The organism is Novosphingobium mangrovi, assembly GCF_022818885.1.
Taxonomy (GTDB): Bacteria; Pseudomonadota; Alphaproteobacteria; order Sphingomonadales; family Sphingomonadaceae; genus Novosphingobium; species Novosphingobium mangrovi.
In genome coordinates, this window is record NZ_JALHAT010000005.1 from 75922 (window position 1) to 88252 (window position 12331).

The 12331-nt window shown below is 63.0% G+C and carries 14 protein-coding genes; 12 read left to right on the plus strand and 2 right to left on the minus strand.

Annotated elements, in window-relative coordinates:
* Positions 1–3 precede the first annotated feature (3 nt).
* Positions 4–1020, minus strand: coding sequence for a 2-hydroxyacid dehydrogenase (locus MTR65_RS05545; protein ID WP_243797932.1), 1017 nt, complete (start codon positions 1018–1020; stop codon positions 4–6).
* An 82-nt stretch (positions 1021–1102) separates the two neighbouring features.
* Here MTR65_RS05545 and MTR65_RS05550 point away from each other — a divergent pair, with 82 nt between their 5' ends.
* Complete coding sequence (locus tag MTR65_RS05550) at positions 1103–1579, plus strand: SH3 domain-containing protein (protein ID WP_243797935.1); 477 nt, start codon at positions 1103–1105, stop codon at positions 1577–1579.
* An 82-nt stretch (positions 1580–1661) separates the two neighbouring features.
* Here the strand turns inward: MTR65_RS05550 and MTR65_RS05555 are convergent, their stop codons facing one another.
* Positions 1662–2855: an acetyl-CoA C-acyltransferase gene (locus MTR65_RS05555; protein ID WP_243797938.1), complete on the minus strand. Its 1194-nt coding sequence runs from the start codon at positions 2853–2855 to the stop codon at positions 1662–1664.
* Between the two features lie 504 nt (positions 2856–3359).
* On the opposite strand from MTR65_RS05555, the gene ndhC reads away from it, so the two are divergent.
* From ndhC to nuoI, 11 genes are read left to right on the plus strand one after another with little or no spacing between them, the layout of a single operon-like run.
* The gene (gene ndhC, locus MTR65_RS05560; RefSeq protein WP_039393231.1) at positions 3360–3734 is read left to right on the plus strand and encodes an NADH-quinone oxidoreductase subunit A; all 375 of its coding nucleotides are present in this window, start codon (positions 3360–3362) and stop codon (positions 3732–3734) included.
* The gene (locus MTR65_RS05565; RefSeq protein WP_039393232.1) at positions 3731–4294 is read left to right on the plus strand and encodes a NuoB/complex I 20 kDa subunit family protein; all 564 of its coding nucleotides are present in this window, start codon (positions 3731–3733) and stop codon (positions 4292–4294) included. The genes ndhC and MTR65_RS05565 overlap by 4 nt, the downstream gene beginning before the upstream one ends.
* A 13-nt stretch (positions 4295–4307) precedes the next feature.
* Positions 4308–5057, plus strand: coding sequence for an NADH-quinone oxidoreductase subunit C (locus MTR65_RS05570; RefSeq protein ID WP_243797940.1), 750 nt, complete (start codon positions 4308–4310; stop codon positions 5055–5057).
* Positions 5054–6265 carry an NADH-quinone oxidoreductase subunit D gene (locus MTR65_RS05575; protein ID WP_243797942.1) on the plus strand — a complete coding sequence of 404 codons (1212 nt, stop codon included), beginning with the start codon at positions 5054–5056 and terminating at the stop codon, positions 6263–6265. Before MTR65_RS05570 ends, MTR65_RS05575 begins: the two co-directional genes overlap by 4 nt.
* A complete protein-coding gene (locus MTR65_RS05580) occupies positions 6262–6612 on the plus strand; it encodes a nuclear transport factor 2 family protein (protein ID WP_243797945.1) in 351 nt (116 codons plus the stop codon). The genes MTR65_RS05575 and MTR65_RS05580 overlap by 4 nt, the downstream gene beginning before the upstream one ends.
* Complete coding sequence (locus MTR65_RS05585; protein ID WP_039393239.1) at positions 6609–6809, plus strand: hypothetical protein; 201 nt, start codon at positions 6609–6611, stop codon at positions 6807–6809. The genes MTR65_RS05580 and MTR65_RS05585 overlap by 4 nt, the downstream gene beginning before the upstream one ends.
* Positions 6802–7470 (plus strand): NADH-quinone oxidoreductase subunit NuoE, encoded by a 669-nt coding sequence (gene nuoE / locus MTR65_RS05590; protein ID WP_039393241.1) that lies wholly within the window; start codon positions 6802–6804, stop codon positions 7468–7470. Before MTR65_RS05585 ends, nuoE begins: the two co-directional genes overlap by 8 nt.
* Before the next feature lie 3 nt (positions 7471–7473).
* On the plus strand, positions 7474–8775 hold the full coding sequence (gene nuoF, locus MTR65_RS05595; RefSeq protein WP_226636760.1) for an NADH-quinone oxidoreductase subunit NuoF: 1302 nt from the start codon (positions 7474–7476) through the stop codon (positions 8773–8775).
* Positions 8775–10793 (plus strand): NADH-quinone oxidoreductase subunit NuoG, encoded by a 2019-nt coding sequence (gene nuoG / locus MTR65_RS05600; protein ID WP_243797948.1) that lies wholly within the window; start codon positions 8775–8777, stop codon positions 10791–10793. Before nuoF ends, nuoG begins: the two co-directional genes overlap by 1 nt.
* Positions 10790–11833, plus strand: coding sequence for an NADH-quinone oxidoreductase subunit NuoH (nuoH, locus tag MTR65_RS05605; RefSeq protein ID WP_243797950.1), 1044 nt, complete (start codon positions 10790–10792; stop codon positions 11831–11833). Before nuoG ends, nuoH begins: the two co-directional genes overlap by 4 nt.
* Entirely contained in the window at positions 11833–12318 is a 486-nt protein-coding gene (gene nuoI, locus MTR65_RS05610; RefSeq protein ID WP_039393248.1) for an NADH-quinone oxidoreductase subunit NuoI, read from the plus strand. The genes nuoH and nuoI overlap by 1 nt, the downstream gene beginning before the upstream one ends.
* Positions 12319–12331 lie beyond the last annotated feature (13 nt).

Genomic DNA, 12331 nt, shown 5'->3' on the forward strand with positions numbered 1-12331 from the left:
CGGTCAGTCGATCTCGGGCAGGACCTGATCGGGTGGGCGATGGCCATCGACCCAGAAGCGGATGTTGGCGATGATCTTGTGACCGGCGGTCTCTCGCCCTTCGAAGGTCGCGCTGCCAAGGTGGGGCAGGGCCACAAGATTGGGCGCTGCCAGAAGTCGGGGACTGACCTCGGGTTCGTGGGCGAAGACGTCCAGGCCAGCGCCCGCGATCCGTTCCTGTTCCAGCGCTTCGACAAGGGCGTCTTCGTCGATCAGGCCGCCTCGGCCGGAATTGATGATGCAGGCGGTGCTCTTCATGCGCGCGATCTGTTCGGCGTCGACAAGGTGATGCGTCGCGCTGGTCAGCGGGCAGTGGAGGCTTACGGCATCGGACGTGGCGAACAGCCGTTCAATCTCTGGCTCGAAGGAAGCCGAGAGCATGTTCTCGAGCGCTTCGGGCAGACGGTGGCGATTGTGGTAGACGATATTCATGCCAAAGGCCCGCGCACGGTGAGCTACGGCCTGCCCAATCCGACCCATGCCCACGATGCCCAGCGTCTTGCGCGACAGGCTGTGGCCCAGCATGCTGGTTGGCCCCCAACCTTCCCAGGCGCCGTTCTGAAGGGTCTGCGCACCGGCCTTGAAGCGCCGCATGGTGAGTATGAGCAGCGCGAATGTCAGATCCGCGGTGTCATCGGTGAACACACCCGGGGTGTTCGTTACGAGAATGCCCCGGGCCCGTGCTGCCGCCAGATCGATATGTTCGGTTCCTGCTCCGAAATTGGCGATCATGCCAAGATTGGGTCCCGCCGATTCGATAAGGTCCCGGTCGATCGTGTCGGTCACGGTGGGTACGAGTACGTGGCAATGCGCCATCGCCGCGCGCAGTTCCTCGCGTGAGAGGGGGGTGTCGGGCGTGTTGAGATCGGCATCGAACAACTCGCGCATGCGCTCTTCGACCGCAGGGGCGAGCCGCCGTGTCACGACGACCGAGGGGCGTGTGGGAAGCGGCGGGCGAGCGGTAATATCGGATGCAGACATGGCGTCTTTAGGCTATCGCGCTGTGCAGTCGCGCGGTCAAGACGTCTTGATGAAGCCGCGTTTCGGGAAGTAAGTCAGAACCATGTTGCGCAAATACTCGATCCTGGCCGCTCTGGCGGCTGCGTGCATCTTTCCCTCGCTCGCGCAGGCCGCGGACGAGGACAAGGTGCCTTACTGGGCATCCATCGACGTCGATGAAGCCAACATGCGCGTGGGGCCCGGCAACAGCTTTCGTATCGCATGGGTCTACCGGCGCCTGCATCTGCCGGTGAAGGTCATTCGGCGCGAGGGGCCCTGGCGCCAGGTGGAAGATCCGGACGGTGCCCGGGGGTGGATGCGCGACCTTCTGCTCTCACGCCAGCGCGGAGCCATCGTGCGCGGTGATGACCTCATCGAAATGCATGCGGAGCGCGGTGAGGCTGCCCCTGTCCTGTGGCAGGTCGAACCCGGTGTCGTCGGCCTTCTTGGCGAGTGCGAGGCAGGGTGGTGTGAACTCGACATCCAGGGGCATCGCGGCTGGGTGCCTGAAAGCAGCCTCTGGGGCGCCGGCACGCCCTGAGGAGCAAGCAGGCGTGGCAACGAAAAAGCCCCGCGGATGCGAACCATCCGCGGGGCTTTTTCGTAGGCTGGGTCGGGGCAGATCAGGCCAGTTCGACCGCGATCGCGGTGGCCTCACCGCCGCCGATGCACAGCGAGGCGATACCCTTCTTGAGGCCGCGGCTCTTGAGGGCGTTGATGAGGGTGACGATGATGCGGGTACCCGACGCGCCAATGGGGTGACCAAGTGCGGTCGCACCGCCGTTCACATTCACCTTGTCGTGCGGGATGCCCAGGTCCTTGATCGCGAACATGGCAACGCAGGCAAAGGCTTCGTTGACCTCGAAAAGGTCGACGTCCGAGGCGCTCCATCCCGTCTTTGCAAGAAGCTTCTCAATGGCGCCGACAGGAGCGGTGGTGAAGTCCTTGGGCTCCTGTGCGTGCGCTTCCACGGCAACGACAGTCGCGACCGGCGACAGACCCTTCGCGTCGGCCACGCTCTTGCGGGTGAGCACAAGCGCGGCCGCGCCATCCGAGATCGAGCTCGACGAGGCGGCCGTGATCGTGCCGTCCTTGGCAAAGGCTGGGCGCAGGGTCGGGATCTTGTCAGGCTTGCCCTTGGGCGGCTGTTCGTCCGTTTCGACGATGGTGTCGCCCTTGCGGCTCTTCACCGTCACAGGGACAACTTCGTCGGCGAAGGCGCCGGTGGTGATGGCCTCGTTGGCGCGGCGCAGCGACTCGATGGAATAATCATCCTGCATCTCGCGCGTGAGCTGGTAGTCGTTGGCGGTAACTTGCGCGAACGAGCCCATCGACGCGCCCTCGTAGGCATCTTCGAGGCCGTCGAGGAACATGTGGTCGTAGATCGTGTCGTGCCCGGCGCGGGCACCCGAGCGGTGCTTCTTGGAGAGATACGGCGCGTTGGTCATCGACTCCATGCCGCCGGCGATGACAAGATCGATCGAGCCCGAAGCAAGGGCCTCGGCACCCATGATGACGGTTTGCATGCCCGAGCCGCAGACCTTGTTGACGGTCGTAGCCTGGACCGACTTGGGCAGGCCCGCCTTGAGCGCAGCCTGGCGGGCAGGGGCCTGGCCAAGCCCGGCTGGCAGGACGCAGCCCATGTAGATGCGTTCGACATCCTCGCCCGCGACGCCGGCGCGCTCCACGGCGGCCTTGACGGCGGTAGCGCCGAGCTCGGTGGCATCGACCCCGGCAAGAGCGCCCTGGAGGCCGCCCATCGGAGTGCGTGCGTAGGAGAGAACGACAATGGGATCGGAAGCGGAAATCTGGGTCATGGCGTGGAGCCTTCCTGCCTGAATGCGGTTCGCGTCCTCATTCGATAATGTTGCGCTGCGCCATTTTCAACGCCGCTTCTTCCAACAACGCCCGGGTGGTGCCCGTCATGGGTCGCGGCGAGGGCGGCGTCATAGGCGCGGACAACCTTCGAGATCCGATCTTTTGCATATCGGTGTAAATGCAAATGACTCGCAATATCTTTTCTGCGTGTGATTTTCAAGAAAAGAGAGGCGAATCGTGCCGCATTTGGCTTGCAAAGAGTTCACCCTGCTGTGCGCACTATTGCAGATTGTTTCCTTCAAGTGACCCGATAAGATCGCTGTGGGCCTAGAGCTCCTGCGGTTTTGCGTCTTTTTGTTGCAGTGCGATGGACGGGAAGGGAATAATCCTGACGGACACCTTGCGGTGTGCGGAGGGACGGCCTAAGGACCCGCTCAACGCCCGGAAACCACACACGGTGCCATAAGCGGCTCTGCCGCCACCCGGTAAGAGGCCAGAGACCATTGACTGATCTGTCGCAATATCTGCCGATATTCATTTTTCTCGCGATCGCGCTCGCCCTGTCCGCGATCATCGTGTTCCTGCCCATGGGCGTGGCGCACCTCACGGGGTCTGCCAAGCCGAATGCGGACAAGCTGAGCGAATACGAGTGCGGTTTCCCCGCATTCGAGGATCCGCGCAGCCAGTTCGACGTGCGCTTCTATCTCGTCGCGATCCTTTTCATCGTGTTCGACCTTGAAGCCGCGTTCCTGTTCCCCTGGGCCGTCTCGCTTGACCTTACCGGCTGGGCCGGTTGGGGCACGATGATGGTGTTCCTCGGTGAACTGGCCATTGGCCTCGCCTATGCATGGAAGAAGGGAGCTCTGGACTGGGAATGAGCACGCTCGTCAACGCATCCGGACAGCCGCTGGCGTCGGGCCAGAGTGGTCAGGTGACCGCCCCCGACCAGGCGTTTTTCAACGACCTCAACCAGGAAGTATCCGACAAGGGCTTCCTCGTCACCTCGACCGAGGAACTGTTCCAGTGGGCCCGTACTGGCTCGCTGTGGTGGATGACCTTCGGCCTTGCCTGCTGCGCGGTCGAGATGATCCACGTGAACATGCCACGCTACGACATGGAGCGCTTCGGTGCCGCCCCGCGCGCCTCGCCGCGCCAGTCCGACGTGATGATCGTCGCGGGCACGCTGTGCAACAAGATGGCTCCGGCGCTGCGCAAGGTTTACGACCAGATGTCGGAGCCCAAGTACGTCATCTCGATGGGTTCGTGCGCCAACGGCGGTGGTTACTACCACTACAGCTACAGCGTCGTGCGTGGCTGTGACCGCATCGTTCCGGTCGACATCTATGTCCCGGGCTGCCCGCCGACCGCCGAGGCGCTGCTCTATGGCGTGATGCAGCTGCAGCGCAAGATCCGCCGCGTTGGCACGATCGAGCGTTGAGAGGAAGCCGACCATGACCGTTCTTCACTCCGCTCCCAAATACGCTTCCAACGACGGTGTCGTGGAAACGCTGAGCGCCGCCCTGGGTTCGATGCTGATCTCCGCCACGGAGCAGCACGGCGAAGTCGTCCTGACTGTCGCGCGCCCGGAAATCGCCAACGCCCTCAAGCTGCTGCGTGACGAACACGAATACCAGCAGATGATGGAGATGGCGGGTGTCGACTACCCCTCGCGCGTCGAGCGCTTCGAGGTGGTCTACATGCTGCTCTCGGTGACCAGGAACCACCGTCTGCTGGTCAAGTGCACGGCCTCGGAAAGCACGCCTGTGCCGACCGTGACCACGCTGTGGCCCAATGCGGGCTGGCTCGAGCGTGAGGTCTTCGACATGTACGGCGTGATCTTCGCCGGCAACAAGGACCTGCGCCGCATCCTCACCGACTATGGCTTCGAAGGACACCCCTTCCGCAAGGACTTCCCGCTTACGGGCTATGTCGAGCTGCGCTACTCCGAAGAGGACAAGCGCGTTGTCTACGAGCCGGTCAAGCTGGCCCAGGACTTCCGTACCTTCGACTACATGAGCCCCTGGGAAGGTTCCGACTACATCCTTCCCGGTGACGAGAAGGCCGATGCGCCGCCCGTCGCCGAGAAGAAGACGACCGACAGCCCCAAGGATACCGGTGCCGACAAGGACACCGACGCCAAGGCTGCCAAGAAGGAATCTCCGCCGGCGCCCGCCAAGGACGAAAAGGGAGACAAGGCATGAGCATGCAGCTTGAGCAGTCGCCCACGACCGGCGACGAAGTCATCAGCAACTACACGATCAACTTCGGTCCCCAGCACCCGGCGGCCCACGGCGTTCTGCGCATGGTCATGGAGCTGGACGGCGAGATCATCGAGCGTGTCGATCCGCACGTCGGTCTTCTCCACCGCGGCACCGAGAAGCTGATCGAGAACAAGACCTACCTCCAGGCGCTGCCGTACTTCGACCGGCTCGACTACTGCTCGCCGCTGGGGATGGAGTACAGCTACGTTCTCGCGGTCGAGAAGATGCTCAACATCGAGGTTCCGCTGCGGGCTCAGTACCTGCGCGTGTTCTTCGCCGAGCTGACCCGTATCTCGAACCACATGATGAACATCGGCAGCCACATCATGGACGTCGGCGCGATGACGCCGAACCTGTGGCTGTTCGAGATCCGTGAGGACTGCCTCAACTTCTTCGAACGCGCTTCGGGCGCCCGCATGCACTCGGCCTGGTTCCGTCCGGGCGGCGTGCACCAGGACGTGCCGCTCAAGCTGCTCGCCGACATCGGTGACTGGCTCGACACGCGCCTGCCCGAGCTGTTCGAGGACGCGATGAGCCTCGTCGTCGACAACCGCATCTTCAAGCAGCGCAATGTCGATATCGCGAAGGTTTCGCGCGAGGATGCGCTGGCCTGGGGCTTCTCGGGTCCGATGATCCGCGGCGCCGGTATCCCCTGGGATATCCGCAAGAGCCAGCCCTACGACGTTTACGACCGCATGGAATTCGATGTTCCGGTCGCCACGGAATCGGACTGCTACGGCCGTTTCATGGTTCGCGTCGAGGAAGTGCGCCAGTCGGCGAAGATCATGAAGCAGTGCCTCGCGCAGATGCCCGAAGGCCCGATCATGACCACCGATCGCAAGGTTGGTCCGCCCAAGCGTGCCGAGATGAAGACTTCGATGGAATCGCTGATCCATCACTTCAAGCTCTACACCGAAGGCTTCCACGTCCCCGAAGGCGAAGTCTACGTCGCGACGGAAAGTCCCAAGGGCGAATTCGGCGTGTACCTGGTCTCGGATGGCTCCAACAAGCCGTACCGCTGCAAGATCCGTCCCACGGCCTTCAGTCACCTCCAGGCGATGGACTTCCTGTGCAAGGGCCACATGCTGCCCGACGCCACGGCCATTCTGGGTGCCCTTGATATCGTGTTCGGAGAGTGTGACCGGTGAGTAAGCTCGAAACAGCCAAGGCGATGATCGCGGCCTACAACGCCAAGGACGCCGATCTCTACGTCTCCTACATGACCGACGACGCCTGCGAGGCAGGGTACCGCGGTGCGGTCGTGCGCGAGGGCAAGGAAGGTACGCGTACCGGCCTTGCCGCCGCCTTCGTCAAGTGGCCCGAGAACCACGCCGAGATCGTCTCGATCGAGGAAACCGAGAACTTCGTCGTCTTTCGCGAACACGTCACGCGTGGTCCGGCGAGCGACGGGTCCGAGCTCGTCGAGCCGTTCGACGTTCTCGCCGTCTACAGCTTCGAGGGCGACAAGTGCAGCCGGGTGGAGTTCATTCGATGAACCTCTCCTCGGTTGAGATGCTGCGCGTCTGGGCAGGGCTTACGGGCCTCTGCCTCGTCGCGTTTTATTTCGGCGTGATGTCGGTGGGCGGGGTTCCCTCGCAAACCGTCGCCATGCTGGCGACCGCCATCGGTGGTTTTGAGATTTTCTTTTTCGGCCAGGAACAGTGGCTGAAGCGCAGAGGTAAGCATGGCTGACCGCTATATCGAACCGGATACGCCGGAACTGCGGGCGCGCTGGGGCAATTTTGCCTGGACGCCTGAAAACGCCGAAAAGGCGAAGGACGTACTCTCGCGGTACCCGGAAGGGCGTCAGCGCTCGGCCGTGATGCCGCTGCTCGACCTCGCCCAGCGCCAGGTTGGCGCCGAAGAGAACACGCAGGGCTGGCTGCCCATCCCCGTGATGGAATACGTGGCCGCCTACCTCGACATGCCGATCATTCGCGTCGTCGAGGTTGCCACCTTCTACACGATGTACAACATCGCGCCGATCGGTCGGTTCCACGTCCAGGTCTGCGGCACGACGCCCTGCATGCTGCGTGGCTCGGATGACCTCATCTCCGCCTGCAAGAAGCGCGGCATGAAGGCTGGCCACATCTCGGAGGACGGCCTGTGGTCGTTCACCGAAGTTGAATGCATGGGCAACTGTGCCTCGGCTCCGATGGTCCAGATCAACGACGACAACTACGAGGATCTGACCGCAGAGCGCCTCGACAAGGTGCTCGACGCACTCGCCGCCGGCGAAACGCCCAAGGCCGGTACGCAGGAGCCCGGTCGTCACACGGTCGAGCCGGTCGGTGGTCCGACCACGCTCAAGGACATGGTCACCGAAAATCACGATTACCGGGGGGAGTGGTAAGTCATGGCACTCGCCGACAAGGATCGCATTTTCACCAATCTCTACGGGTTCCAGCCCTGGAACCTGAAGGAAGCCATGGCGCGCGGCGCCTGGGACGGCACCAAGGATATCCTCGCCAAGGGCAAGGAAGCCATCGTCGAGGAAATGAAGGCTTCGGGTCTTCGTGGCCGCGGCGGCGCAGGCTTCCCGACCGGCCTCAAGTGGTCGTTCATGCCCAAGGAGCCGCCCAAGGACGCCGCCGGCAATCCCAAGCCCAGCTTCCTCGTCATCAACGCGGACGAATCCGAGCCTGGCTCGTGCAAGGACCGCGAAATCATGCGCCACGACCCGCACCTTCTTTTCGAAGGCGCGCTGGTGGCCGGTTTCGCGATGGGCGCGCGTGCGGCCTACATCTACATTCGCGGCGAATACATCCGCGAAGCCGAAGTCCTCTTCGCGGCACGCGAGGAAGCCTACGCGGCAGGCCTGCTCGGCAAGAACGCGTGCGGTTCGGGCTACGACTTCGATGTCTTCGTGCACCGCGGTGCAGGCGCCTACATCTGCGGTGAGGAAACCGCGATGATCGAGAGCCTGGAAGGCAAGAAGGGCCAGCCCCGTCTGAAGCCGCCGTTCCCGGCCGGTGCCGGCCTTTACGGCTGCCCGACCACCGTGAACAACGTGGAATCGATCGCGGTTGCGCCCACCATCATGCGGCGCGGCGCGGCCTGGTTCTCCAGCTTCGGCAACGAGAACAACCGCGGCACCAAGCTGTTCCAGATCTCGGGCCACGTCGACAAGCCGTGCGTGGTGGAAGAGGAGATGTCGATCTCCTTCCGCGAACTGATCGAGAAGCACTGCGGCGGCATCCGCGGCGGGTGGGACAATCTCTTGGCCGTGATCCCGGGTGGCTCGTCGGTTCCGCTGGTGCCGGCCAAGGACATCATCGACTGTCCGATGGACTACGACGGTCTCAAGGCCGTGGGTTCGGGCCTCGGCACCGCGGCGATCATCGTCATGGACAAGTCCACCGACATCGTGCGCGCCATCAGCCGCATCTCGTACTTCTACAAGCACGAGAGCTGCGGCCAGTGCACGCCGTGCCGCGAAGGCACGGGCTGGATGTGGCGCGTCATGGAGCGCCTGCGCACCGGCGACGCGTCGGTCGAAGAAATCGACATGCTGTTCCAGGTGACCAAGCAGGTCGAAGGCCACACCATCTGCGCCCTGGGTGACGCCGCTGCATGGCCGATCCAGGGTCTGATCCGTCATTTCCGCCCCGAGCTGGAACGCCGGATTGCCGAAAACATGCCGGAGGCTGCTGAGTAATGCCCAAGGTCAAAGTAGACGGCGTAGAAATCGAGGTACCGCAGGGCGCAACCGTCCTGCAGGCCTGCGAACTCGCCGGCAAGGAAATCCCGCGCTTCTGCTACCATGAGCGCCTGAGCATCGCCGGCAACTGCCGTATGTGCCTGGTCGAGGTGAAGCCCGGACCGCCCAAGCCGCAGGCGTCCTGCGCGCTGCCCGCCAACGAAGGCCAGGAGATCCGCACGGACTCCGAGATGGTCAAGAAGGCGCGCGAAGGCGTGATGGAGTTCCTCCTCATCAACCACCCGCTCGACTGTCCGATCTGTGACCAGGGCGGCGAGTGCGACCTTCAGGACCAGTCGGTGGCCTATGGCCGTGGTGGTTCGCGCTATGACGAAAGCAAGCGCGCCGTCACCACCAAGAACATGGGGCCGCTCATCAAGACCACGATGACGCGCTGCATTCACTGCACCCGCTGTGTGCGCTTCTCCGAGGAGATCGCCGGCGTGGACGAGATCGGCGCGATCTATCGCGGCGAGAACATGCAGATCACGACCTATCTCGAAAAGGCGGCGACGCACGAGATGTCGGCCAACGTGATCGACCTGTGCCCGGTCGGCGCGCTGACTTCGCGTCCCTACGCGTTCGAGGCCCGTCCCTGGGAGCTGAAGAAGACGATCGGCATCGACGTCTCCGACGCTGTGGGTTCGAACATCCGCATCGACAGCCGTGGCCGCGAAGTGCTTCGCGTGCTTCCGCGCGTCAACGACGACGTCAACGAGGAATGGATCTCGGACAAGGCGCGCTACCAGGTCGATGGCCTGACCAAGCGCCGTCTCGACAAGCCGTTCCTGCGCAAGGACGGCAAGCTGGTTGCGGTGAGCTGGCAGGAAGCCTTCTCGGCCATCGCCTCGCTCAATCCAGGCAACTCGATTGCCGCCGTCGCCGGTGACATGCTCGATTGCGAGACCATGTTCGCGGCCAAGAAGCTGCTCGGTGCGCTTGGGTCGTCGCTCCTGGAAGGTCGTCAGACCGGTATGGACTACGACTGTTCGAGCCTGGCTGCGGTCAACTTCAACACCGGCTTCAACGACATCGAGACCGCTGATGCGATCCTGATCGTGGGTAGCCAGGTCCGTACTGAGGCTCCGCTCGTCAACGTCCGTCTGCGCAAGGCGGTCAAGCGCGGCGCCAAGGTTTTCCTGATCGGTCCCGAGTGGGAAACCACCTTCGGCGGTGAATTCCTCGGCGAGGACCTCTCGGTTCTCAACCAGCTTCCGCAGCATGTCTGGGATGCTCTCCTCAATGCCAAGCGTCCGGCGATGATCGTCGGCGGGGCAGGGCTGGGCCGTGGTGGCCTCGAAGCATCGCTCTCGATTGCCAGCCAGCTCAAGCTCGTACGGGAACTGGAAGACGGCTCGACCTGGAACGGCTTCAATGTTCTGCATCTCTCGGCGGCCCGCATGGGTGGCCTGATGCTGGGCTATGCGCAGAAGGGCGGCATTGCCGATCTCGTGGCTGCGGCGCCCAAGGTGCTCCTGGCGCTGGGTTCGGACGAAGTGGACTTCACGAAGTTTGCGAACTCCATGGTCGTCTACATCGGCCACCACGGCGACAAGGGCGCGCACGCGGCCGATGTCATCCTGCCGGCCGCGGCCTACACCGAGAAGAACGGCACGTACGTCAACACGGAAGGGCGCGTTCAGCTTTCGGACAAGGCGGTCTTCGCTCCGGGCGACGCCCGTGAAGACTGGACGATCCTGCGCGCCATGGCCGATGCCTTCGGTGTCTCGGTCGGCTTCGACAACTTCGAGGAACTGCGCGCCGCAATGGCCGCTGAGGTTCCTGCACTTGGCAGCGAAGGTCTGGCCGACTACGGGCATGACCTGCCTGCCGGGGGCGGCTCCGCTTCCGGTGTGATCGCTTATCCGATCAAGGACTTCTATCTGACCAACCCCATCGCGCGCGCCAGCGCGGTGATGCAGCAGTGTTCGGCTGAACTGCTTCACGGGGAAGAGATCGCGGAGGCCGCGGAATGACCGCTTTCTTCCAATCGCTTGGAATGACCTATGACTGGGCGTGGTTTGTCGCGACCATCTGCGGCATTCTCCTCATCGCCCTGCCGCTCATGCTGGCCGTTGCGATGATCATCTACGTCGATCGCAAGATCTGGGCCGCCATGGCGCTTCGCCGTGGCCCCAACGTGGTCGGCCCGTTCGGCCTCCTCCAGTCGTTTGCGGACGGTCTGAAGGTTTTCCTCCAGGAAACCATCGTTCCTTCGGCCGCGAACAAGGGCATCTTCCTCATCGCGCCGGTGGTGACCTTCACCATCGCGCTGATGGCCTGGGCGGTGATCCCGTTCAACTCGGGCGCCATGCTCGCCGACATCAACGTCGGCCTGCTCTACATCCTCGCGATCAGCTCGCTGGGTGTCTACGGCACGATCATGGCGGGTTGGGCTTCGAACTCGAAGTATCCCTTCTTCTCGGCGATGCGCGCATCGGCCCAGATGATCTCGTATGAAGTCTCCATCGGCTTCATCATCATCTGCGTCGTTCTGTGGTCGGGCACGTTCAACATGAACGACATCGTCAAGGCGCAGCAGGGACATGTCTTCCGTATCTTCAACGGCTTCGTGTTCAACCCGCTGCTGTTCCCGATGTGGGTGATGTTCCTCATCTCCTCGCTGGCAGAAACCCAGCGCGCTCCGTTCGACCTTACCGAGGCGGAATCGGAACTCGTGGCCGGTTACCAGACCGAGTACTCGTCGATGGCGTTCGCCGCCTACTGGCTGGGTGAGTACGCGAACGTCCTCCTGATGTGCGCGCTCAACACCACGCTGTTCTTCGGTGGCTGGCTGCCGCCGCTGGACTGGGCGCCGCTGTACCTTGTCCCGGGCTTCATCTGGTTCCTGCTCAAGGTCTTCTTCTTCTTCTTCGTCTTCTCCTGGGTGAAGGCGACCGTCCCGCGCTACCGCTACGACCAGCTGATGCGTCTTGGCTGGAAGGTCTTCCTGCCGGTTTCGCTCCTCTTCGTGGTCCTGGTCTCGGGCTACCTGATGCTGACGAGGTATTCCTGATGAGCGTCGCTCAACTCGTAAAGTCCTTCACGCTCTATGAGTTCGTGAAGGCCCACACCCTGACGCTGAAGTACTTCTTCAAGCCGAAGGCGACGATCAACTACCCCTTCGAGAAGAACCCGCTTTCGCCCCGCTTCCGTGGTGAGCATGCCCTTCGCCGTTATCCCAACGGTGAGGAGCGCTGCATCGCGTGCAAGCTGTGCGAGGCGATCTGTCCGGCACAGGCGATCACGATCGAAGCCGCGCCGCGTGATGACGGTTCGCGCCGTACCACGCGCTACGACATCGACATGACGAAGTGCATCTACTGCGGCTTCTGTCAGGAAGCGTGTCCGGTGGATGCGATCGTCGAGGGGCCGAACTTCGAATACGCGACCGAAACGCGCGAGGAACTGCTCTATGACAAGGCTAAGCTTTTGGCGAACGGCGATAAGTGGGAGCGGGCAATTGCCGCGAACCTTGAAGCCGATGCGCCGTATCGCTAGGGGGCTCGCGGGG